General features: G+C 60.0%; 16 protein-coding genes. 2 read left to right on the top strand and 14 right to left on the bottom strand.

Translation table 11 applies throughout. The features are described 5' to 3' along the window. Positions 1–85: 85 nt before the first annotated feature. From K1X71_14035 to K1X71_14010, 6 genes are all read right to left on the bottom strand, one after another. Entirely contained in the window at positions 86–1195 is a 1110-nt protein-coding gene (locus tag K1X71_14035; GenBank protein ID MBX7074261.1) for a DUF444 family protein, read from the bottom strand. Between the two features lie 57 nt (positions 1196–1252). Beyond that, positions 1253–3298: a serine protein kinase gene (locus tag K1X71_14030; GenBank protein ID MBX7074260.1), complete on the bottom strand. Its 2046-nt coding sequence runs from the start codon at positions 3296–3298 to the stop codon at positions 1253–1255. A 799-nt stretch (positions 3299–4097) separates the two neighbouring features. Continuing rightward, complete coding sequence (locus K1X71_14025; protein MBX7074259.1) at positions 4098–4484, bottom strand: response regulator; 387 nt, start codon at positions 4482–4484, stop codon at positions 4098–4100. 63 nt (positions 4485–4547) lie between these two features. After that, complete coding sequence (locus K1X71_14020) at positions 4548–6788, bottom strand: penicillin acylase family protein (protein MBX7074258.1); 2241 nt, start codon at positions 6786–6788, stop codon at positions 4548–4550. 188 nt (positions 6789–6976) lie between these two features. Further along, positions 6977–8440, bottom strand: coding sequence for an MATE family efflux transporter (locus K1X71_14015; GenBank protein ID MBX7074257.1), 1464 nt, complete (start codon positions 8438–8440; stop codon positions 6977–6979). 128 nt (positions 8441–8568) lie between these two features. After that, positions 8569–9486: a metallophosphoesterase gene (locus K1X71_14010; protein MBX7074256.1), complete on the bottom strand. Its 918-nt coding sequence runs from the start codon at positions 9484–9486 to the stop codon at positions 8569–8571. 152 nt (positions 9487–9638) lie between these two features. Between K1X71_14010 and K1X71_14005 the strand changes: the two genes are divergently transcribed. After that, positions 9639–10604, top strand: a complete 966-nt coding sequence (locus K1X71_14005; GenBank protein ID MBX7074255.1) for a D-2-hydroxyacid dehydrogenase — start codon at positions 9639–9641, stop codon at positions 10602–10604. 119 nt (positions 10605–10723) lie between these two features. Continuing rightward, on the top strand, positions 10724–11830 hold the full coding sequence (locus K1X71_14000) for a serine/threonine protein kinase (protein ID MBX7074254.1): 1107 nt from the start codon (positions 10724–10726) through the stop codon (positions 11828–11830). Between the two features lie 49 nt (positions 11831–11879). On the opposite strand, the gene K1X71_13995 is transcribed toward K1X71_14000, so the two are convergent. The 8 genes from K1X71_13995 to K1X71_13960 all read right to left on the bottom strand — a co-directional run bounded on the left by K1X71_13995 (position 11880) and on the right by K1X71_13960 (position 23464). Next, positions 11880–13439, bottom strand: coding sequence for a hypothetical protein (locus tag K1X71_13995; GenBank protein MBX7074253.1), 1560 nt, complete (start codon positions 13437–13439; stop codon positions 11880–11882). A gap of 1010 nt (positions 13440–14449) precedes the next feature. Beyond that, the gene (locus K1X71_13990; GenBank protein MBX7074252.1) at positions 14450–15805 is read right to left on the bottom strand and encodes an NAD(P)/FAD-dependent oxidoreductase; all 1356 of its coding nucleotides are present in this window, start codon (positions 15803–15805) and stop codon (positions 14450–14452) included. Between the two features lie 54 nt (positions 15806–15859). Further along, positions 15860–16480: an acetyltransferase gene (locus K1X71_13985; protein ID MBX7074251.1), complete on the bottom strand. Its 621-nt coding sequence runs from the start codon at positions 16478–16480 to the stop codon at positions 15860–15862. Further along, positions 16477–17517: a Gfo/Idh/MocA family oxidoreductase gene (locus tag K1X71_13980; GenBank protein MBX7074250.1), complete on the bottom strand. Its 1041-nt coding sequence runs from the start codon at positions 17515–17517 to the stop codon at positions 16477–16479. Before K1X71_13980 ends, K1X71_13985 begins: the two co-directional genes overlap by 4 nt. A 23-nt stretch (positions 17518–17540) precedes the next feature. Next, positions 17541–18776, bottom strand: a complete 1236-nt coding sequence (locus K1X71_13975) for a DegT/DnrJ/EryC1/StrS family aminotransferase (protein ID MBX7074249.1) — start codon at positions 18774–18776, stop codon at positions 17541–17543. Continuing rightward, positions 18773–20593, bottom strand: a complete 1821-nt coding sequence (locus K1X71_13970; protein ID MBX7074248.1) for a DUF3473 domain-containing protein — start codon at positions 20591–20593, stop codon at positions 18773–18775. Before K1X71_13970 ends, K1X71_13975 begins: the two co-directional genes overlap by 4 nt. A 9-nt stretch (positions 20594–20602) precedes the next feature. Continuing rightward, a complete protein-coding gene (locus tag K1X71_13965; protein MBX7074247.1) occupies positions 20603–22252 on the bottom strand; it encodes a flippase in 1650 nt (549 codons plus the stop codon). Between the two features lie 39 nt (positions 22253–22291). Next, positions 22292–23464 (bottom strand): hypothetical protein, encoded by a 1173-nt coding sequence (locus K1X71_13960; GenBank protein ID MBX7074246.1) that lies wholly within the window; start codon positions 23462–23464, stop codon positions 22292–22294. Positions 23465–23575 lie beyond the last annotated feature (111 nt).

Genomic DNA, 23575 nt, shown 5'->3' with positions numbered 1-23575 from the left:
CGCGTGCCCCATGAATTGGCGAATTTGATTCTCTCTCTCCGTCGTCGGCCTCGCTGGTCGCCACGCGTCGGGCGCGAGACCCCAGCTATTTCCCTTTGCCCAAGAAAGTCTTGATCGATTCGAAGATCGCCTCCTTGTTGCGGATCTCCGAAAGCACCAGCTTTTCTTCATCTTCCTTGAAGCCGCTCCGTAGCGCTCGGATGAACTCCCCGGATCCGTACGGGCTTTCCACCTGCCCATAGCAAAACAGATTGATTTCCGGCAGCAATTTGCTCCGCAGCAGGTTCAGGCATGTTTCGTTGTCTTCGCCCCAGTTGTCGCCGTCGGAAAAGTGAAAGCAGTACACGTTCCATTCGCTCGCCGGGTAGTCCGCTTCCAGGATTTCGCCACATAGCTTGTAGGCCGAGCTGATTCTTGTGCCTCCGCTCTCGCGTGTGTGATAAAAGGTTTCCTCATCCACTTCTTTGGCCGCCGCGTCGTGAATCACATAGCGTATCTCCACTCCCTGATACTGGCTTCTCAACCACGTGTCGATCCAAAACGCCTCGGTTCGCACAATCTGCTTCTGCTCATCGGTCATTGAGCCCGACACGTCCATCATGTACACGATCGCCGCATTGGCCTGCGGTTGTTCGATTGTCTTCCACGCGCGATAGCGTTTGTCTTCGTTGATCGGCACTACTAACGGGCGTTCACGATTGTAAGACTTCGATGCGATCTGCCGGCGCAACGCCTCTTTGTATGTGCGCTTGAAGTGCCGCAGCGACTCCGGCCCCGCTCGCCGAATGCCCGTGTACTTCGACTTCAGCTCGTTGATGTTCGCCTGCCCCTTCGGCTCGATCCGCGGCAATTCCAATTCGTCCCCCAAAATCGCCGCTAGCTCCTCCAGACTTACCTCCACTTCGACCAAATGCTGTCCGGGCTGGTTGCCCGCGTGTCCCTCGCCTTGGCCGTTGGCGTCGCCCGGCATCACTTGGTCCCCTTCCTCGCCATCTCCCTGACCGACGCCACCCGATCCGTTCTTACCAAAGCGAAAGTGCGGCAGGTCGAGTTGCGGGATCGGAATGCTGACTAATTCACGTCCTTTGCGGCCGATCATCTCGCCGTGTGTGACGTACTGGCGCAGATTCTGGCGAATCCGCCCGCGCACGATCTCGCGAAATCGCGATTGGTCTCGCTCAATGCGTTGCACCATTTCGGCCGCCTCCACGATCACTCTGTGCGACTACTTGCGCCCTGGATTCCATCGGTGTTAGTGCTTTACGTCTCCTCGGGCGAAGATGCTCGCCACGTAGTGCAGCACGTCCGTCGCGCTCTCGTCGTCGTATCCGTAATCGCGAATCAAACGTGACTTCACCACGTCGATCTTCGCCTGCGTTTCGGCGTCGACCACGTTCGACACCAGACTGGTCAACTTGATCGTGTCCTTCTGGTCCTCGAACAACTTTAGCTCCAGCGCTTTATACAGTCGCTCGTTCGTCTTGTAGTCGAACGTCCGACCGTCGATCGACAAAGCGCCGATGTAGTTCATGATCTCCCGGCGGAAGTCGTCCTTCCGCGCCTCCGGAATGTCGATTTTCTCCTCAATCGAGCGCATTAGCCGCTCGTCCGGCTCGTCGTACTGCCCGGTGAACTTGTTCTTCACTTTCTCACGCTGCGTGTACGCCTTGACATTGTCGATGTAGTTGGCGCACAACCGCTTGAGCGCGTCTTCGTCAGCCGCGATAGCGCGTTGCACCTCGTTCTTCACTACGTTCTCATACTCATGCTTGACCACTCCCAGCAATTCGCGATAGCGAGTCTTCGTCTCGTCGCTGGTGATCAGGCTGTGGTGTTTGAGGCCCGACTCTAGCTCGTTAAGCACCATGAAAGGATTGATCGAGCTGGCCTCGGGATGCGCCACCAAAGCGTTCGAGACCTTGTCCTGCACATAGCGCGGCGAAATGCCGTGCATTCCTTCGGTCGTCGCCTCCTCGCGCAACTCCTTGATGTTGTCCTCGGTGAATCCCGGTAGGCTTTTGCCGTTGTACAGCTTTAGCTTTTGCAGCAGAGACAAGCCCGCGTTCTTCGGCTCTTCCAGCCGCGTCAGCACGGCCCACATGGCCGCCATCTCGATCGTGTGCGGTGCGATGTGCTTGCCGTGAACCTTGCGCTGGTTGTAGTCCTTTTCGTAGATCTTGATCTCGTCCGACAGTTTGGTGACGTACGGCACGTCGATCTTCACCGTTCGGTCGCGCAGAGCCTCCATGAACTCGTTGTTCTGCAGACGCCGGTACTCGGGTTCATTGGTATGGCCAATAATCACCTCGTCGATATCGGTCTGTGCGAACTTCTTCGGCTTGACCTTGTGCTCCTGGCTGGCGCCCAAAAGGTCGTACAAAAACGCCACATCCAGCTTGAGCACCTCGACAAACTCGATCACCCCCCGATTGGCCACGTTGAACTCGCCATCGAAATTGAAGGCCCGAGGATCGCTGTCGCTGCCGTACTCGGCGATCTTGCGGTAGTTGATGTCTCCCGTCAGCTCAGTCGAGTCCTGGTTCTTTTCGTCTTTCGGTTGGAAGGTGCCGATGCCAATTCGGTCTTTCTCGCTCAGCAATAGCCGCTTCACTCGCACATCCTGCACAACGCGCGTCCAATCGCCACCGTAGTGCTTCAAACGGTCGCTATAAACGTACCGGCAGAAGGGGCACATTTCTCCGTTGATCCGCACCTGATAGGTCCCCTCCATGCGGTGCTCGTTCACTCTGTCGGCAATCTCCTTGCGGAATCGCTCAGGAATCAAATGCAACGGCTCTTCATGCATTGGGCACTCATGCACGACGGTCGGGTCATTCAAGTCGACCCAGCCCAGCGAATACAACGCCCCGTCGTCGCGCGAAGAATACCGCTCCAGGCCCTTCTTGAGCAGCCGCGCGATGGTGCTCTTGCTGCTCCCTACCGGGCCGTGCAATAGCAGCACGCGGCGCTCAATTCCATACCCCTTGGCTGCGCTCTTGAAGGCGTTGACCAATGCGCAGGTGGCATCGTCCAGGCCAAACACCGCGTCGGCGCCGTCGTCGTCTGGATCGTCGAAAAATCGGTAGTGCAACCGCTTTTCGCGAAACTCTTCGTAGTGATCCACGCCGTACGACAAGATCATGTCGTAAACCCGCTGAAAGGCGTTGCGCGTGATTTCGGGCTGCTGGCGCACCAGATCCAGATATTCTTCAAACGTGCCCGTCCACGTCTTTTTGCGGAATTGATCCAGATCCTGGCGTTCCGAAATGAGCGATATGATAGCGCGTCCGTCGAACATGATGTTCTCCCCGTAAGGGTTTGCCACCTCGGATCGCGGCTAATCGCGGTTGCCGCGAAGATCAAGGCGTCTGGCGAAAGTCTTGAGTTGTTCGCTTTGGTTCTCGTGATTGCCAACAATCCTCCGGCACGCGAGATCTGGCTAATTCCGCTCTTGCCAAGGCGTTCCCGCATGCCGCGCCACGCCGCCCGCGCAGCACACAGCGGCGCGAGCGATGTGCGTCGACAGTCACCCCGCGGTCGGTGTTGCTGGGGTCAAAACCTCAAGAGAACTTCCCGCCGCGCGCTGTCGCGCCTTCGCTCAAGAGAATTGGCAAAGATCAAGCGGAACTGGAGAGGGGAAGTTACTGGCAGGGTGTGAATCCATTCCTGTGCCGAAGCGACCGCTCATTCGCTAGCCGATTCGTGACAGTTCCCTCTGTCTAGATAACAGTATCACTACGCTCCTAATATCGGGCAATATCGAGTTTAGCTCGCTCGATCACAATCATTTGGCATTTAGCGCGCCTAATGGCCGCTAATTGCCCGTCGCACAAAGGCAACATGTCTCGAATCGTCGAGCTGGCAACACATTAGCATGGCTTGTGAAAATTAGAACAAGCCCGCGCGGTGCACAACAATTTGCCATTGCGCTGCGTCCTGGACACTTGGACTGAACCGCTGCCATTCCAAAAATCATCGTTAGGCGGAGGCGTGCTTCGAGACTTCAGCCTCGTCGACCACCGGCCAGTGGCTCTAAAGTCGTAACACGACTTTGTGGAAGCTCAACTTGCTCGGTGGGTCCTGGGCTTGCGCCAACTTTACCCGAGCAGGCGACTCACTGCATCCATCAAGCGATCCATCGCGAACGGCTTGCGGATGTAGTCGTCCACGCCGAGCATCTCGGCGTACGCCTTGTGGCGGCTTCCCTCATTGGCCGTGATCATGATCACCCGCATCGGCACCGCGTGAGTGCGTCGCAGCTTCTCTAACACTAAAAAGCCGCTCCGCTTCGGCATCATCATGTCCAAAATCACGAGGTCTGGATTCTCGCGCTCCGCCATAGCCAATCCCTGGTTGCCGTCGCGCGCCACCAGAATCTTGTACCCCTTGGATTCTAAGGCCAGCCGCATCGACTCAACGATCTCATGATCGTCGTCTACCAATAAAATGCGTTTTTCCGGCTTCGCTGCCGCAGTGTCCGTCATCGGTCAACAATCCCCGCTGTTTGCCAAAAGCAAAAAACGCCACGTTGTACCCCTCTTGGGGCGCTACTCGCCCCCAAGCTCGCCGGCGAGCTTCTTTTCATCCTGTTGTCCGGGATGATAGCTGCGCTTGGCGGCCTTGAGCACGTCGTCCCAGTAGAACGGTTGCGGCTTAAACTGCATTTGCGACATCAGCTTCGCCTGGTCGAAAAAGTGCGGCGAATCGGCGTGCCCGCTCTCTCCATACTGCAGCAGCGAGACCGCCTGAATTCGGTCGGAGAATTCGACCGCCGACACGTAACTGGCGCCCACCACCGCATAACGCTTCTTGATCGTCTTCACCAACGGAATGTCAATTGACGGCGTGAAGTACATGTTGAACACAATGCCGAGCGGACCAAACGAACCAGCGCTCGGCAGACTCGACTCCTTGTCGTTGAACGGAATCTGAAAGAAGTCGGCTACGTTGGCGTGTCGCTGCAGTCGATACACGTCGCCATACGGCACCTTCCAGTCGCCAAACACCTTCGTCAGCCCCTGCGCCGCTGTCAGCAGCGCATGGAACTTCTTGCTCGGATCGTCGATGAACTGACGTTGCAGCGTCTCGCTGCGATACACATCGCCATAAAGCTGTTCGTACCACGCGATGCACAATGTCGCCTGAGTTGAGTCGATATGCACCTTGCGATCCCAATTCATCAAGTGATCGAAATATGGCTTGGACTGCGCCGCCAAGTCGGGGTGGCTGGTTTCCAACTCCTTGTGCAGCCGCGCCAACGCCGGCAGTTCCACCACCGCCCAATACAGCGTGGTGTCGAAGCAGGCCTTTTGCCAACTATCGAACTCCATGTCCTTCATCTCGCGCAGCAGCATGCGCGACACCTTCGCCCGCCGCTTGTCGTCGTGCCGTTCGCGGACCATGTAATCGGGGTAGTCGCCCAGAGAGGGGTTGCCGTCGTCGGTCACGGTGTACGGCGTCTGATTGCAGTTCTGCACAAAGCCCGACGGGGGATTCAACGTCTGCGGCAATTCGTCGATCGTATGAATACCTTTCCATTCCGTGTCCGGGTTGCTGCCATCAACCGGGCTGGACCAGTCGAAGCTCGGATCGCGCCGCGGCACGATGCCGTTGTACAGATAGAAGATGTTGCCTTCTCGATCAGCGTACACCGTATTGAAGATGTGAAACTCCAGCATGCTCATCGCCTCGCGCCATTCCGCGAAGTTCTTCGCCCGCACCATCGCCAGGTTTTGCCGCGATAGGAGCGCGTCATAGAACTTGCCGATGTTGGCGACGATGTAGCTGGTGTCGGACTCCTTGCGGATGATTGGCCCGTGATGCGTCTTGCGAAAAACAAACTCGCGCTCCTCCATCCCTTTCTTCTTCTTGACCCGGATCGTGTCCTTCCATTCAGTCGCCTGCCGATACCCCTTGTCGTAACGGTAATTCAGTGGATTCGCCGGATCGTCGAACGTTTCGCGCCACGCGCTACCGATTCCTGGATTGTTCACCGTGAAGGCCCAACCCAGATGCTCGTTGTGCCCGAGCGTCGGGATCGGGCTGCCAAAGAAAGTGGCGCCGGTGAAGTTCCAACCCTCGCCGCTCTTCATATGGCCTTCGTAGAACTGACCAAATCCGTAGTACGGCTGATGTGGGTTAATGAACAACATTGCCTTGCCGTTTTTGGTGCGGCTCGGCGAAAGCGCCCAGGCGTTCGATCCCTTCCCCGCGTCGGCGACCGCCTTGAAATCGGTCGGCACATGATCCTTGGATTGTCCTGTATTGCCGAAGGTCATCTCCAAAATTACCTGCCGTCCCATGGCGATCATTTGCCATGGTTCAAACCGCTCGATCAAGCGCGGCTTAACCTCAGGGTGTTTCTCCAAATAGTAATTCACACCCTTCACAAAGGCCTCGCACGACTCTTTGATCTTTGGCTCCATCTTTTCGTAATCGGCCTGCGAGCGCTGAGGAATCTCGAACGCCCGGTTGATCATGTCGCTCTTCAGCCCCTTGTCTCCGTACAATTCCGCGTACCGACCCAGCCCCATTACATACGAGTCTTCGAGTTGCCAAAAGTAATCCTCTGCCTGACAGTAGGCGAAGCCGAAGATCACGCTCGCGTCGGTTGGCCCTTCGATGTGTGGAACGCCCCAAGCATCGCGATGAATCAATACGCTCGCGGCCAGTTGGTCTGCGCTCTCGGTCAAAGACTCATTTGCCGCCGCAACGCCGGCGCCAAGCGCCATCACCATGCACGCGACCAGCGATTGCCAAATCCAACCTGCTAACGACAAATTCCGCACGGCGGTCACTCCCAGGTTTGCAATTATTTTGGCCGACTCGCAGCGCACAGGCCGCCGACAGCCCATCCGGGCAAAGCTGAGATTGTAGCCCAGCCGCGTAGTCGATGCGACTGCCACGAAAGCCCAATCAATGCCATCTCCATCCGGTTGCACGGCGCCGCGCGCCTCAAAGGGGCAATTGTGTCGCGTTACATTGCCACGGCCGGCTCTTCGGTCGGTGCGTCGTCCAATCCCACCGTATAGAGGTCCGGCGGGGCATGCTCAATCACACGCATTGACCGCCATTTACCTTGCAAGAAGCGAACCAAATAGATCGTCCCCAGTCCGCAAACCCAGCAAGTAATAGTCACCCACGAGAATAAGAGCCCCTGCCCAAACACGCGTGTCCCTAGCCAGGTGAACAGCACCGGAACCGGGGCCATGAAGAGCGAGGCGAACAAGATGAACCGCGTGTCGCCAGCGCCTTTCAGCGCTCCCACAAACACCAAAATCATCGTATCGAACAAGCAATACGCCGCCACGAAGCGCAGCAGCACCGTCGTTAGGTCTCGCAGCTCCCCAAACTCGCCTGGGTCCATCCCCGCCTGATGCGGCATCAAGAACATGTGCGGCGCCAACAAGTACAACAGCGAGATCGCGCCCATGTAGAGTGTCGCCATCTCGTATGCCGTCCAAGTGCCGCGGGCGGCCAGTTCTGGTTCGTTCTGCCCCAGTCGTTGTCCTACCAGCGTGGTCACCGCCATGCTCATGCCCATCATGGGTATGAACGCCAGACTGTTGATGGTGAATGCCAAATTGGTGGCGATCAGCTCGTGTGGTCCCAGTCCGCCCACTAGCATCAGAAAACTGCTGAAGGTCGCCACTTCAACGAACATCTGCACGCCGGCCGGATAGCCGTAGTACAGCATGCGCCCAAACAGCTCGCGGTCGAACCTGCAACCCGACAGAGTGTGAAATTCGTGGCGGTTCTTCTTCAACAGGATGAGCGTCAAATACATGGCCGACCGCAGCCACAGGCCGATCACAGTCCCCCAAGCTGCCCCTTCGATGCCCATTTCAGGAAAGCCGTAGTACCCAAAGATCAACACGTAGTCGATCATCACATTGACCACTGCCCCAATCGTGTCGACGATAGCTACCACCCGAACCCGACCGCGGCCGGTGAAGAAACTCGACATCGCCGCTGCCATCACCATGCCGGGCGCGCCAACACAATGAATCTGATAGTACGCCACCTCCTGAGCGCGGATCGCTGGCTCATGACCAATGAAATCGAACACGGCCGGCGCCAGCGGAATCGTGGCCAGCATCAGCGGCATTGCCAACAGCGATAGCCAAATGCCCTGCCAGACCGCTAGTCCAATGCGGTGATGCCGTCCGGCGCCGTAGTACTGTGCCACGAACGCGTTGACGTACATCGCCACGCCGAGAAAAAAGCACTCGACCGTGAAACTCAATACAACGGCCGGAAACGCCGCCGCCATCGCAGTTGGCGAGTACCAGATCAAGAAGATCCGATCCAGAAAGTCCATCACCGTCCAGCTCGATGTCGACACCACCAGAGGCCACGCGAGAGTCCACACCTCGCGTCCTCCGCCGGGACGTCCCCACCAGCCAGACCCCAAACTAGTCGCCGCTCCGTTGGTCGACATACCGCCTCAACTCAATTCCATAGCAGCGGCCAATTGTGCCGTCCCAGACAATAGTTCGGCCTGACGCGCTTCCGACTACCGACACGGCTGGCCGATCCTGGGTTCGACAACCGGACCGTCATGTCCGCTTACGCTGCGCGCCACTTCAGGTCATGACGCTGCCCATTTGCCGGATGCGCCTTATCCAGCGCGTGCAGCGTGAAGCTGGCTCCGTCAGGCTCCAGATTCACCTCCACCCAACCACTCGGATCGGTCGAGTTGAATGGATACGCCGTGGGCGGCAGATTGATCAGGTGCAGTCCGTCGCGCTCGCGTGCCTGCCAGTGGTGCGTATGCCCAAAAACATACGCTTTCACCTGCCGCCGCGGCATGATGACCTCAAACAATTGCTCCGTGTCGCTCAAGCCCATACTTACACCGGCGCCAGATACCGGGTTGTGATGCGCCATCACGATTGCCGGGCGATCGCCGTGCGCATCGAGCGACTCGCCCAGCCAGCGCAATTGGTCCGCTCCCAGCGTACCGGGCGTGTAATTCGTTCGCTCCAGTGAATCGAGCACGAACCAATTGGCGCGCTCGGCGACGATGATCGAAACTTGTCGGCTGTCGAGTCCCTTCACCGTCGATCGGAACGGCATCGCCCCTTCCCAGAAACGTTCGCGATTGTCGTGGTTGCCCAGCGCCAGATGCACCGGAAAGCCCGCCTCGGTGTACGGTTTGATCAGGCTCAAAAACTGTTGATAATCTTCCGCGCCCCCTTCTAGAAAGGCGCAGTCGCCATTCACCAGAACATGCGACGGTCGCTTGGCGTGCGACCGCACTTCTTCTCCAACCTGTGCCAGATGGGAGTACATATCCACGCCCCGGTGCTTCACCGCGCGATCGCGAAATATGTGCGTGTCCGACAACAGCGCGATCGTATGCGGGTCGGCGGCGGGTTGCTCCGCGCAGCTTGCCGATTCCAGCGCTAGCCAACCGGCGCTCGCCGCCGCCACGCTGCTACCTATAAACCAACGACGAGAGATAGGCTCTAAATGAATCGGCATGGCGAAGCACCTGACAAAACCAATTGCGGTCGCCAACCGCGCCGCGCGACGCCCTGGCTGGCCGCGTCAGTCTACCACTTCGAGACAATCGCCGCTGCCACTACACTAGCGGTTTCCTTGCTGTCAACCGCACCAGGCCAGACGGATCATTTATGCGCATCGTCCTCTGCTATCCGGTCGAACCCAGGCACGTCGAACAGATCGCCCACATCGCCACTCAGGCCCAGGTGGTCGACGCTGGCCAAGAGCGTATCGGCACGGAGATACTTGACGCCGACATTTTCTGCGGTCATGCCAAGGTGCCGGTCCCCTGGGATGATGTCGTCAGCCGGGGCCGACTCCGCTGGATCCAATCGTCTGCCGCCGGGCTAGATCATTGCCTTGTTCCCTCCGTCGTCGCTTCCAATATCACCGTCACCAGCGCCTCAGGAGTGCTCGCTGATCAGGTGGCCGAACATGCCATCGGCTTGGCTACGGCACTTTCGCGCAGCTTGCCAGTTTTCTTGCGCGCGCAGCAGAAGCGTGAGTTCATTCGTCGTCCCACGAGTGACCTTCACCACAGTACCGTCGGCATCATCGGCTTCGGCGGCGTTGGTCGACGGATTGCCGAACTGTTGGCGCCCTATAGGACGCGCATTGTCGCCACCGACCTGTTTCCCATCGATCGTCCGCCGCACGTCGCGGAGTTATGGCCTGCCGAGCGACTCGACGACGTCCTGGAAATTGCTGACTTTCTGCTGCTGGCCGTACCGTTGACTCCTCTCACCGAGCAGATGATGACCGCCGACCGGTTTGCGCGGATGAAGCCCGGCGCTTACTTTCTGAACCTCGCGCGCGGCAAGCTGATTGAAGAGTCAGCGCTGGTCGCGGCGCTCGATTCAAAACATCTCGCAGGCGCCGCTCTCGATGTCACCCCCACCGAGCCCCTGGCCGCGGACAGCCCACTTTGGTCCGCCCCCAATCTGATCATCACCCCCCACGTCGCGGGGCAGTCGGCGCGGCGCATCGACGACATGACTGATTTCTTCTGCGACAATCTGGGGCGCTATCTGACCGGCGCGCCCCTCAAGAACCTGGTCGACAAGAATCTCGGCTTTCCTCGGCGCCTGCCTGCCTAGCGGCGTGCTGAAGCTATCAACACATTATAGCATTGCTGCGTTCATCTGGACGGCCGCTCTGTCTCGCTTCTAAGATACGCGGCAGCCAGGAAACATCAGGCCCATCCGTGAGTAGGGGAATGACCACCACGATCATCCAAAATGAGACGCCCACAATCGCTCACAACGGCACGGTGGGTGAGCGCCGGGGCCATGAGTTGCTGACCAAGTATCAAGATATTATCGACGATCAGCGCTTCGCTTGGACCGTCCACCACCGTTTGCTCAAGCCGCTCGGCGCTGGCGGCCAAGGTATTGTCTACCTTAGCGAACGCCGCGGCGCCGACAACTTCACCCTCCCCGTCGCACTCAAGGTCTTTTCTCCCGAACGCTACGATGACCTGCACGCTTACGAAGACGCCATGGCCCGCATGGCCCAGGTCGCCGCGCATGTGGCCCAGATTCAACAAGACAATCTGCTCGATGTCCACAACTTTCTCGATCGCAATCGCATCCGCCTCATGGAAATGGAGTGGGTTGATGGCTATGACCTCAGCCGCTTGCTCACGGCCGAAATGCTCGAGCGCGTCCGCGACAAGGTGAGCACGCGCCGCTGGGAGTACCTGAACAACGTCATTGTCACCGCCGGCCCCAGCCAACCTCGGCTCAAGCCGGGCATCGCCATTGCCATCCTCCGCGATTGCTTGGCCGCCGTCGCAGCGCTCCATCGTGAGGGGGTGGTCCACAGCGATCTCAAGCCCGCCAATCTCATGGTCAAGCGCACTGGCAATGCCAAGATCATTGACATCGGCTCCGCCTTCGAACACGAAAATCCGCCGCCGCGCCGCACCTGCACCCCCGCCTATGCCGCGCCGGAGATCTTGGAAGGTGGGGAATGCACCCCTCGCTCCGATCTCTGTAGCCTAGGCTACGTATTGATCGAAATGCTTGGCGGCGCCCCGCCGTTCGCAGGCCTCGTCGAATGGCGCGACCTACTGGAGGCCAAGCGCGCCCTGGCCGCGCGGCTGCCGCAGATCTTGCCCCCCGAAGTCGTTTCCAGCGAACTGCTGATGACCATTTGTCGAGGACTGATCGCCGCCGATCCCAATCGCCGCTTCCCGAGCGCCGAGGCGGCAGAGGTTGCGCAAGAAGGAGCGGCCAGTTTTCAGCGGCAACTCATTCATGGCGATCTCGCCAGTGAGTATGACAACGAAATTCGCCTCTGGCTTGAAGAACTCGACGACTAACGGCGCAGTGAAGTACTCTCCGTGCCGCTTCAGAAAACAGAATGTTCGCTCACTCGATCCGATAAATCTCCATATCGGGAGTTTGCAAGATTGGCGTCAGCCATACCGGCGGCCGGCCATCGGCCAACGCCTGAAAAAACGTCAATCGCGGATCGCCGCGTCCCTTCCAAAGCTGCGGCCAGAACAACACGTGCCCGGCATGATATTGCTGCGCCAACTGGCGCGTTTCGGCCTCGGTCCACTTGGTTGCGGTGTACACCCTCGGCGTGAGTCCCAGCACTGGCGCGCCTAGCAATGCGCCGACGGTTTGCGACTGATAGGCGATCAGTGGCCTCGCCAGCGAGGCGTTGGCTACGAGGTAGCCCCGTGCCGACTGTCCCGCCAGATTGCCGCTTAGTCCACGCTCGATCGCGCGCATCCCTGCCAATGACTTTTCATGGATTGGACGAAATTCCAAATAGGCTTGCCACTGTCCTAGCCCGAACGCGAGCGCTGCCCCCGACGCCAAACCGATGCGCAACGTCCCGGGCAGCGGCGAAACTAACTGCCGCCATGTGCCAGCGGCTAACAAGATGGCAAACGGTGCCAATGGCAACAACATCCGATACGAAAACGTGATTGAGGTGCGACTTTCCAGCAGCGCCAGAGCCGCAATCGTCAACCCCATGTATAGTCCCGAAAACACGATCAATCCCCCTGGGCGACTCGGCGCCCAGATCCGCTCTCGTCCCTGACGAGTGGCGAACAGCCACGCGACGTACGCCACCAGCGCGATCACCATCGCGGCGGCAATCATTTCGCCCAGATGCCCCTGTTTGAGTCCGGCCCAATCGAGCCCCACAATATCCCCCGCCGAGCGCAGCATGCGCGGTGCGACGGTCGACAGCGGTTCCGACTTTCCCAGGTCGTTCCCACCTTTGAAGTCGCCTACTAGCGCATAATTGCGTCCAAACACAGCGCCCAGGGTGATTGCCGGCGCCGCCATTCCTAGCACCAAGTCAAAAACCGATCGTCTGCTGCGCAGTAGCGCGCACCGCAGCGCGAGCCAGAAAAACAACGTTGCCACGCAAAACAAACCCACGTAGCGCACCAAGAACGCGGCCGACGCCGCGAGGCCCGCACCGACGTTCTCCGGCAGTGAGCGCTCAGCGGCTAGATTGGTCGACAGTGCGGCGACGCCGAGCGTGCAGAGGATGAAGCACATTTCGCTCATCCCACTGGCGATGTTGAACCAGTTGCCCGCGATGCCATACCATGCCGCTCCAGCGGACGCCGCCAACCACCAGCTTGTGGTTGATCGCCGCGTCAACAGCACGATCATCGCCGCGCTGGCGTGATAACACAGGAGCGCGATCGCCAGCGCCGACTGGTCTGCCGACAGCCCCAGCGTCATGCCGAGGGCGATCCACAACGAAAAGCCAGGCGGAAAAACGGTCTGCGGCGTCGGCAACACTCCCAGACGATAATGCTCGTCGTAGAAAGGCAGACTGGTGGCATAGCCGTGGCCAGCCAGCAGATTCTCCGCGCCGCTGGCGTACTGCGCGTAGTCGCTGGAAAGAAACTGCCACTCGCGCGCGATTGGCCAAGTGATGGCCGTCGCCGTGATCACCCAACAAAGCGTCGCCGTGCAGGCAACCGACGTTGGCCAGTGGCGCAAAGTGGGGACGGCAGTGGGCGCATTCTCGCGCACCGGACTACATCGCCTCGACGGGCACTATGCGCCGCCGCGGGCGGGCGCGTACCGCCTGTGCATGTTCGCGCATCGGCACGAGCGAAAATGAGCGAGCCAGCAGCGCCAAGGCATCGCTCACCACGCGCATCTTGTCGGTGCTGTGCATCCGCATGGCCGGAAAGAAGTCCAATCGCGTATTGTCGTCGCAGCCCAAAAAATCGAGCGGATGCAACAGGATTGAGGGCTCCACACGGGCCAGGCGGCAGGCGTTCACGGCCGCGCGAAAATACTGCATCGCGGCCAAACGAGAAAACTGCGCCAGATACAAGACATAGCTCAGATGGATCGGCGTCCGCGCGCCAGGCAACGTTGTCACCGGAATCTCGACTAACTGTCGATCTCCCACACGCCAAGCATAGCCCTTCAGCGGCCGTAGACCCTCGCTGAATTTTCCGAATAATTGTTTGCGCTCGCGCCGCTGTTCGACGCTGAGCCGCGTTGTCATGAAGTAATATGTGCGCGCCAAGGGCCCCAGAAACGTGGGGAACGTCGAGCAGTCGTATTCGTAGCCGCGTCGCGCCAGCACGCGAATCACATCGGCCGATACGCTAAATCCGGGGCCGCGAAAGCCTCGCGGCGTTGCTCCCGTCGCCACCTCAATCGTTTCCTCGGCGCGGGCAAGTTCGGTCTCGATGTCATGCTGGCTATAGAGGTGCAGCCACGGCTCGTGCCGGAACGAATGATTGCCAATCTCGTGCCCTGCATCGGCCAGCGCACGCAGCCAGGGCCGGTTCACCTCGAGCGCCGCGTCTTGTCCCACGACGAACATTGTGATGGATAGCTGGCGCTCGGCCAGAAAGTCGAGCACGCGCGGCACGAGCGTCGGCAAGTAGGTTGGAAACGACTCCCAACCCGCATCGCCGTGCGTCTTGAGGTATGACCATTCGTTATCGAGATCCAGCGAGACACTCGCCAGCGGCAGGAGACGCTCCGCGGCCTCCCCGCGCCGCGCGGCGCGTTCCGTGGCGTTGGTCAAGGTCTCGCGCGGCTTGCTCGGCAAGGCCGACAGTTTCATTGACATTCAGAGTTCCGTTCACGATCTGAAACGAACTGGCAATATGCGTCCCCGGCAGCGTTGTGTCGAGCCCCGGCAGGTCGCGAGAATAGTCCAAAGTCGAAAGCGCTACTACACGCCGCACGCGCGATATGCGAAACGCCAATATCTCGTCTTCTGTCAAGTCGGGATACATCCGCTTGAGGCCCGAGACGAACATGCTGCGCAATTGCTCGTCTGACTGTCCAAACGTCGCGTCGTTCTCCGACAGATACTTTGGCAGGTACACCAGCGATCCGCCGCCAAAGTGACGTCGATCGACCAGCGCCCCCATTTCGATCACAGCGGTGAAAGGAATCTCGGAATCGGTGATGTTCGTCACGTAATAGGGCGACAATGGGCGCTTCAACAGCAGCGTGGCGCACAAAATGCCTTGATACTCGATCCGCCGTAATCGTTCCTTTTCCCCATCCGTCAGTTGTGAACACATCCGCGCGACCTGCGGCGCCGGCACGGTCAATACTACGTTGTCGAATTGTTCCGCGCACGGCGTGCCTTGGCGCTCGGAGACTACCACGACCTGCTCTCCAGCCTGCTCCACGCTGCTGACTGTCGTAGTCAGCCGCAAGTCCACTCCGTCGGCGCATAATCGCTCGGCGAACCGCGCCAAGATGCGCGCGTAGCCCCCCGGCACGTAGCCGAACATTTCTTTCTTCAATCCGCTGCGTCGGGCCGCGTACATCCGCGCGATCGTCGCCCAGATGAACGCAGCGCTCGTCCGGCGATAGTTCTCTCCCAACTTGGCACGCAACAGCGGCAGCCAAATCTTCTCGAACGTCCGTCGCCCCGACCAGCGACGCAGCCAATCCGCCACGCCGATCCGCTCTAACCGTCGCCAATCTCGTACGCGCGCCGCGTACATGATTGTCAGCGCTAGTCGTAGTTTGCTGATCAATCCCAGTGGTGGAAAGCGAAGAAACTCCCAGCTATTCGACATCGAGTGCATCTGGCCGTCGACAAAGAACCCGGTCCTCGTCTCCACCCATTCAATTTCGTTGTCGAGTTCCAGTTCGGCCAACAAAGCGCGCGTATGTGCGTCTGACATAAGCGTAACGTGATAATGGCGGTCCCACACCACGTCTCCCAGTTGCCAGGCGCTGGCGAGCCCACCCAAATGGTCCGCTGCCTCGTACAAACAAACCTGGTTTCCGCGCTGCGCCAACCGGTGGGCAAGCGTCATGCCCAGCATGCCGCCCCCAATGATCGCCCAGCGAGGTTGGTTCGCCATCATTCGCATTCTCGCTTAGGCCGCCGGCAGTTCCGTGACCTGCCGATCGCGGATCGAGTATGTGCGCCCACACGCGCGGCACGTTACGCGTTCCATGTCGCCTGCCGCATCTTTGAAATAGACCACAGGCTCGCCGCAACGGCACACGCAGCCCACGCTGACCGCGGGCTGACCTAGCGCCAAATGAAAATCGGGCACACTGCGGGTGACAATGGCCCCCATCCCCACCATCGCGAAGCGGCCGATCTCCAAGTCGCTGCCGATCACCGCGCGCGCCCCGAGTGTGGCCCCCTCCCGCACCCGAGTGGGGCGCGTATGCTCGTCTGGCGCCGAGGTCCGCAGTTCACTCAGGTCGGGCGTGCATGCCCGAGGAAAGCGGTCGTTGGTGAAGCACACACCCGCCGAAATCATCACCCCGGTTTCGATGACTACCGCCGTGCAAATGTACACAAAGGCGTTAATCTTCACTCGATCCGCGATTTCCACACCGTAGGCAATGTAGGTCTTTTCGCCCACGATGCAGTCGCGGCCGATCCTGGCCGGACTGCGAATGTGCACGTTGTCCCAAATGGCCGTGCCTGGTCCCAGTTCCACCCCTGGTTCGACAATTGCCGTTGGGTGCACTCGAACACTCATGCCGGCTCCGCCGCCAAGGTAGCCAGTTCGTCAGCTTCGGTCTGGCCCACGCCATTGAGCACCAATGTCCATTGCGGGCTGTTCAGCGCTTGATACGCCGCGTGAATCACCTCTACCGAGGCCACCGCGTCGTCGGCAGTGATGACTAGCGACTCCTCGCCGCAGATGGCCCGAGCGAAGTTATCGATCTGACTGCGGAACGCCTGCACCTTGTCGTAGCCCTTGCCGAATACTGTCCATTCGGCGTCGTCGAGTCGTCGGCACTTCGACTCCTTCCATCCCACGCAGATCGTTCCTTCCGACCCGTAGATGTTGAGATACGTGGAAAGCTCTTTGTTGATGGTCCAAGACAGGTCGATACTTCCCAGCACACCGCTGTTATTGCGCACGAAAATACGCGCAGTGTCTTCCACCGCCAACCCCTGCACCCGCTTCCCTTCCACCACGGTGATGTCCGTCAACGGACCGAGAAAATAGCGAGTGATGTCGACCGAATGCGTACCGTTGTCGATCAACACGCCGCCGCCGCTCACCTCGGGACGTGAATTCCAGCGCCGCGACATGTCGACGCGCGACGTGAACGCGTTCTCGAACAACACCACCTCGCCGACGTAGCCCGATTCGACCAGCTCCTTGGCACGCACCACGTCTTGCACATAGCGAAATTTTGAAGCCATGGTTAACATGCTGCCTGACTCACGAGCCACGGCTCGCATGCGATGCGCGCTCTTCACATCGATGCTTAGCGGCTTCTCGCACAGCACATGAACCCCGCGCCGCAAAAAATAGCAAGCGATGTCCGGATGCGTGACCGGCGGCGTGCAGATCACCACCGCGTCCAACTCCATCTGCTCCGCCATCGCGCGGTAACAAGAGAATCCTCGTCCGTTCACCTCGGCGGCGGCCGCCTCGGCGAAGTCGAGTTCCACATCGGCCACCGCCATTAGCGTCGCCTCTTCGCTTGCGGCGAACGCCTGCACGTACGTCTTGCCGATCGCGCCCGCGCCAATCAGCCCGAATTGGGGTCGGTAACTCATACTGTGCTCCCTGTCAGCACCGCTCACTGGCCAATAATGGCTTCCACCGCGGAATGAATGGAAGCGGCGATGTATTCGACATGCTCCTCCGTGTAACGCTCGTTCCAGGGCAGCACCAGCACCGAGTCGAGCGCTCGGAATGTGCCGGCGAATCGTTCGGAGCGATAATCGATCGCCTCGTCGCGAGCGATCGAAAACGGATAGCGACTCTCGCCAAAAGTGCGCTGCTCGCTAAAAATTGCGCACTGAAACGCCGGCTTCTGAATGTAGCGCGGCGCGCAGGCGATGCCGCGCTTCTTCAACGCCGCGCCCAGCGCCACGGCGCCCCCTGGCAGCGACGCGCCGTCGACGGTCAGGCAGTATTTCCAATAGGTGTGTGTGGCGCCCGCTGGTGGCTGGGGCGTATCCACACCGGTGAGGCCCACTAGCCGGCTGGTCAAAAGGTCCGCCATCGCCATGCGGTTGGCGACCGCTTCCTCCAACTTGTCGAGTTGCGCCAGCGCCACCGCGCCTTGCAGTTCGCTGATGCGGTAATTGAGCGCCAGAAAGTAGTGGTCGGGCTGCGCGTCGCCATAGCCCCACGCCTTGTTCACGAACAGAAACATCCGCCGCGCCAGTTGCTCGTCGTCGGTCACCACCAGCCCCCCTTCGCCGGTTGTGATGTGCTTGCCTTGCTGCAAGCTAAAACAGCCGATCGATCCCAGGACGCCAACGTAGCGACCATCGCACTGCGACAAAAAGGCCTGCGCGCAATCTTCGATCACGGGTAAACCGCGCTCCTTCGCCAGCGCCATGATGGGCCGCATGTCGCAAGGATTGCCGAAAAGGTGCGTCACCACGATCGCCCGAGTACGGTCGCTCAGCCGCGCTCGAATCGTTTCGGCCGTCACGTTGCAGGAGCGAGGGTCGACGTCGGCAAAGACTGGCACCGCCCCTTGGTACAAGATTGGTGTCAGCGCCCCCATATCGGTGATCGGGGTGGTGATGATTTCGTCGCCGGGATTTGGATCGATCGCCGCCACGGCGGTGTGAATTGCCGCGGTCCCCGAGGCACAGGCCACCGCGTGGCGCGCGCCGACAAGCGCCGCGAAGCGCTCTTCGAACTGCCTCGTGTACGGGCCCTTGGTGCTGGTCAGCGTGCCCGAGGCGATTGCGCGACCGACCAGTTCAATTTCTTCTTCGCCGAGCGTGCGCCCCGTGGCGTCTTGATCCGAGGGAAGGCTGAGGACAACATCGAGTTCGGCGGTCTTTGGATTCATGGATGCAAAGCGGGGGGTGAGGAGGTAGAGGAGGTTTGCGGAGAAGAATTAGTGTACTTGCGAGGTGCGCGACGCGACATGCGCAGCCGCCAGATTCGAGAAAGCAAACGCAGGTGCGCGGTGATGGTTCTAGCGGTTTTCATCTTCGATTGGCCAAATAGCCGACTGTGCAGCACGGCCGGCGCCTCTACGATCCGCGCGTCCCCCAGATCCAGCAGCGCCAGCAACTCTGCCACGCCCAAGAATCCAGGTTCCGTCAACGGTAGGTCCAGCACCGCGCTCCTTCGATATACGCGAAAACAGCTCGTGTAAGTGTGCAGCTTGTTCGTGAGCGCCCGTCGATAAAGCCAAGACGCGCATTTGGACAACCCCAGCCGCCAGCCCGGCACGTTCCGCACACCACCGGCCGGATGATATGGCGAAGCTGTCACCAGCGCCACATCGTCGGTTAAAAGCGGCACAAGTTCACACAGCCCGCGCGGATCGTAGGTGCAGTCGCAATCAAGCGAGCACACTATCTCGGTGTCCGCAGCGCGTATGCCTGTCAATATCGCCGCACTCACCCCTTGGTTTGCGGAATGGCGTAGGCGCCGCGCATTTGGCCAACCGCCAAACAGATCGAGCATCCGCGTCCAGGTGGCGTCGCGGCTGCCGTCGTCGACCAGCACAAACTGAGCTTCGTAGCGCGGCGCAAGATCGGCCTCCAACTCGCTCAGCGCCACGGCTAAGTAACTCAACGAGGCCTCTTCATTGCAGCACGGCACGATGATTGTGATCGGCGTCGGCTCGGCCGCTGCGCCTGCGTTGCGCACGTTGTTGACGGCCAATTCAGCCCGTTGCGGACTCGAATTGCGCCCCTCCTCACTGCTTGGCTCCGCCGGCTCGCGCGTTTCGAGTCTCAGATGTTCCGCGATCGAAATCGTACGGTGCTGGCCCAAGAGTTCGGCCACCAGTTCCGGAGTTCGCTGTAAGTTGCGATAGTGACGCGCTCGCGCCAGATGCGAAGCGGCTTCGATCTGAGGCGGCGCCGCGTCGAATTCCCAGGCGTGAAAATAAGTCACCAAGGGCGCGCCGGTCGTTTGCCGCCACGCCCTGAGCGCGCGCTTCAAATACCGCAGCGGCAACTGTCGCGCATAGCCTCCGCCGCCAATCGGCAAACGTCCACCCAACCATGGCGCTGTGGCCACAGGCACGATCCACAGCGACTTCTCGCCGCTCTGCTTCTTGTGAATGGTCTGCTGAATCGGATCTATTCGCCCGAACAACGGCGGCATCAAGCTGGAATCGTAGGCGAATCCCAGTTCTGCCAAGGAGTCGAGCGCCCAAGCGTCGCGAGGCCGAATCCACTGATCGGCGACTCGAAAGCCGAGCGCGCGACGGCCGCTTGCAGATTCCACCGCGTCGCGCCCACGGGCAGCGTCGTCGACAAACTCGCGACGTGTCAATTGCCGCAAACTGGCATGCTCGTATCCGCTGGCGGCGATCTCATGTCCGCGTCGCGCGATCTCGCGAACCAGATTCGCACGAGTCTCGGCGATCCACCCACTGACAAAAAAGGTCGCGTGCGCCCGATGTTGGTCGAGTAACGCGAGTAGGCGTTCGGTCGCGGCTTCCAGTCGGCTCTCGAAGCGTCGCCAGTGTGCGCGTTCAATGCATTGGCGAAACGCCCCCACCTGAAAATAGTCCTCCAACGCGATGGTCAGCAGGTGCGGTGGAGTTGCGTCGCACGGGGCCGGCATCGACAGTCGCTCGCTGGATAGCGGCGAATGCTCCATTGGGCTCACTTGCGGCAGCGGTGCTGTTGAAATGCTTGGCATTGGATTCGACTAAACGGCGCTCGGTTCGGCGACCGGCAGCTCCGCTTTGGCGTCGTCTGGGCACGGCTCGCTGTGTGGTTGGTTTTGCGATTGATTTCGCAATTGGGTGGCCACCGTCCCGGAGTCGTTCTGCGGTGTGGCGATCGGCCGGAGCCAGCTTCTGATCGTTCGCAAGCAAGCGCGTGGGCCAAACTCCGCCAGCAGCGCCAATGCCGCGTATAGGCCGAGTCCCGAGCCTCCAACCACCAAGAGGGTGGCCCAATCATCAATCGCAAGCCAGCTTGTGGCGGCATTCCAATAAGCTATTGGAACGATTGCCAACAGCAACGGCTTCAAGAACGACTGTCGCAGGTATTGGACCAGAGGCACGCCAAACATGCGGCAGACATAAATCGCCAGCGCGACATTGAAGACGAGGTTTGGAATCGAAGTACCCCACGCCACGCCGATAATCCCAAACCGCTGCACCAGCGCCAGGCTCATGACTAGGTTCAGACCCGCCTCGACCATCGTCATTCGCGCAAACCACGACAGTCGGCCTGTGCCATATAAAATGCGTCCGCTGATCGCCTGCGAAACCGCCAGCGAAAAGGGGATCGACAGAATTACCAGAGAAGGATAGCTGGCGTCGGCGTATACCGCGTCCCCCATCCATAGCGTGATGAACTGGCGCCCCAGCAGCACAAAGCCCACCTGCACAGGAATCATCGCCAGAAGTACATATCGGGTCGCCTGGATCAGTACTCGGCGTATGCCCGCGATATCGCCTCGCGCTTCCAGCGCGCTGATCTCCGGAGTCAGCACGGTGGCCGCCGAATACAGCGACATCTTGGCGTACTCCACCAGCTTCGCCGCGATGCCGAAGAAGGTGATGTACCGCGGATCCAAGAAACTGCCGATCACGATAGCGTCGGTCCGAAACGAAATTTGCCCCGCCAGCAGCGCCACGAACGCCGGCACGCTGTACCCGCGTATCTGTTTTAGCATCGCGCGATCGACATGCCGCGGCGCGAAGCGCAAGCTCGGATGCTGGCGGCGCACCGCCAGCGCCAAGCACACGTGCTCCGCAATGTGCGTGGCCACATTCGAAATTGCCAGATCGCGAATCGAGCCTCCGCTCACCAGTACGATCAAAAACGCGCCGCTTCCGATCAACAAGAACGTGGAGCGGATCGCGCTCTTCGTGGGATAGCGCGCAAAGCCATCCAACATTGCCGGGTACACCGACAACGGTAGCCCGACTGCCAGTCGCACACCGAACAGCGCCAAAAGCCAGCGTGTGTCGCTCGCCAGACTGTCGCTATAGCCAAATGGATGCGCCCACAAGAGCGCCGCAGTCAGCGTGATCGCCAGCACCGACGCGCCCGCCGTGACGAAAATCAACAGGCACGTGCTATAGACTCGCTTCAACCCCTCTTCGTCGCGGACCTCATGAAATCGCGAAATATGTCGTACTACGGAGGCGCCGACGCCAAAATCGAACAGCGCAAGATACGCGATTGTCGATTCGACCAGTGACCAGATGCCGTACCGCTGGTCACCCAGTCCACGCACCATGATCGGCGACATGACGAACGCCACCACAAGCTGGGTGGCGTACATACCCCAACTCGAAGCTGCGTTCGTCAAAATACGTCGCGCGCTCAAGTGCGTGCTCACGATATCAAGCGTCCTTGAAAAACAAATGTCGCGAAGCGTTCATGCGTCGCGAAACAACTGGTTCACCGTCTCGCGCAGTCGCTCGCGCTGCAGGGCCTTGGCCTGCTGCGCGTTGCCAGGCCACAATCTGCGGCGTCGTAGCGCTGCTCGAATCAGTTCACCCCGCGATCGAGGAGTGAAGAAGTCGCCTGGCTCCGCTGAATGGTGTTGCTCCGACTGCCGCCGAGCCAAATCGATCGGCGCCACGCCTTGAGCCAACGACGCCGACAGCAGCCGGTCGATCATCTGTCGAAAATCGGTCATGAAGAACGGATCGTCGAGTTCATGACTTACCATGCCCAACACGCCGCCTCCATTCACCACAAAGTCGGGCAGCAACGGGATCGCGCGCTTGGCCAGCGCCGCCTCACCCGCCGGCGTACATGGCACATTAGCCGCAGGCACTACTGCCTTGGCACTCAGCCTTTCGCACAAATCTTGATCCATGCTGCCGACGCGGGCACACGGCGCCAGAATGTCCACTTTGGCGTCGAACAGCGCAGCACGCGGCGCGTTGGTCCAGTCGCCGCGCTCCCGAATAAAGCCGTCACCCAACCGCTGTCGCATCGCCAGCAATTCGCCGATGGGAAGTCCGCTTGCGTTAAGCGCCGCGCCATGAATGTTTGAGACCGCCACAACGCGTCCGCCCCACTCGGCGATGGCCCGCGCCAGGTAGCCTCCGACGCTACCCAGACCCTCAATGGCAATGCGACACTCCGTGGGGCGCAAACCAAGGTTCGCGGCCGTGGCCACCACTGCGGCGAACGTCGATCGCGCTGTCCGCTGCGAACTGTCGTCATTCAACGCAGGAGCCGGTAGTCGAGCCGCAGCATACAAGGCCGAAACGTCGTCGGAGCTGAAGTTCATGTCCGACCAGGGGTGATATGCGCTGGTGCGCAGCACATGCTCCAGGTGCCTGCCGAGCGCGGTTACAAGTTCACGTCGCCGCTCGGGCGGAGCATCGAGATCCATGACCATGCCTCCCTTGGCGCCCCCCATTGGCTGGCGAAAGAAGGCGTACTTATACGTCATTGCGCGGGCGAGCGACTTGACTTCATCGAGCGTCACGTCGGGAGCGCAGCGCACCCCGCCACAGCCTCCGAGGCTTCCGAGGCTATGCACCACCACCCAGGCGTGCAGGTTGTGGTCGCGATCGTCGATCGTGATTGTCATCAACGGATCAAGCGCGATCCCATGACGCTGTTCGGTTCGGATCTCGACGACTTCACTCACTGGCACAAGATCCTGGTCGCGGGCATCCGCGACCGCCGCACCGCTAGCCGA

This window comes from Pirellulales bacterium (assembly GCA_019694455.1).
GTDB lineage: Bacteria > Planctomycetota > Planctomycetia > Pirellulales > JAEUIK01 > JAIBBY01.
The sequence above is the reverse complement of the archived record's forward strand: the minus strand, read 5'-3'. Positions and strand labels throughout refer to the sequence as shown.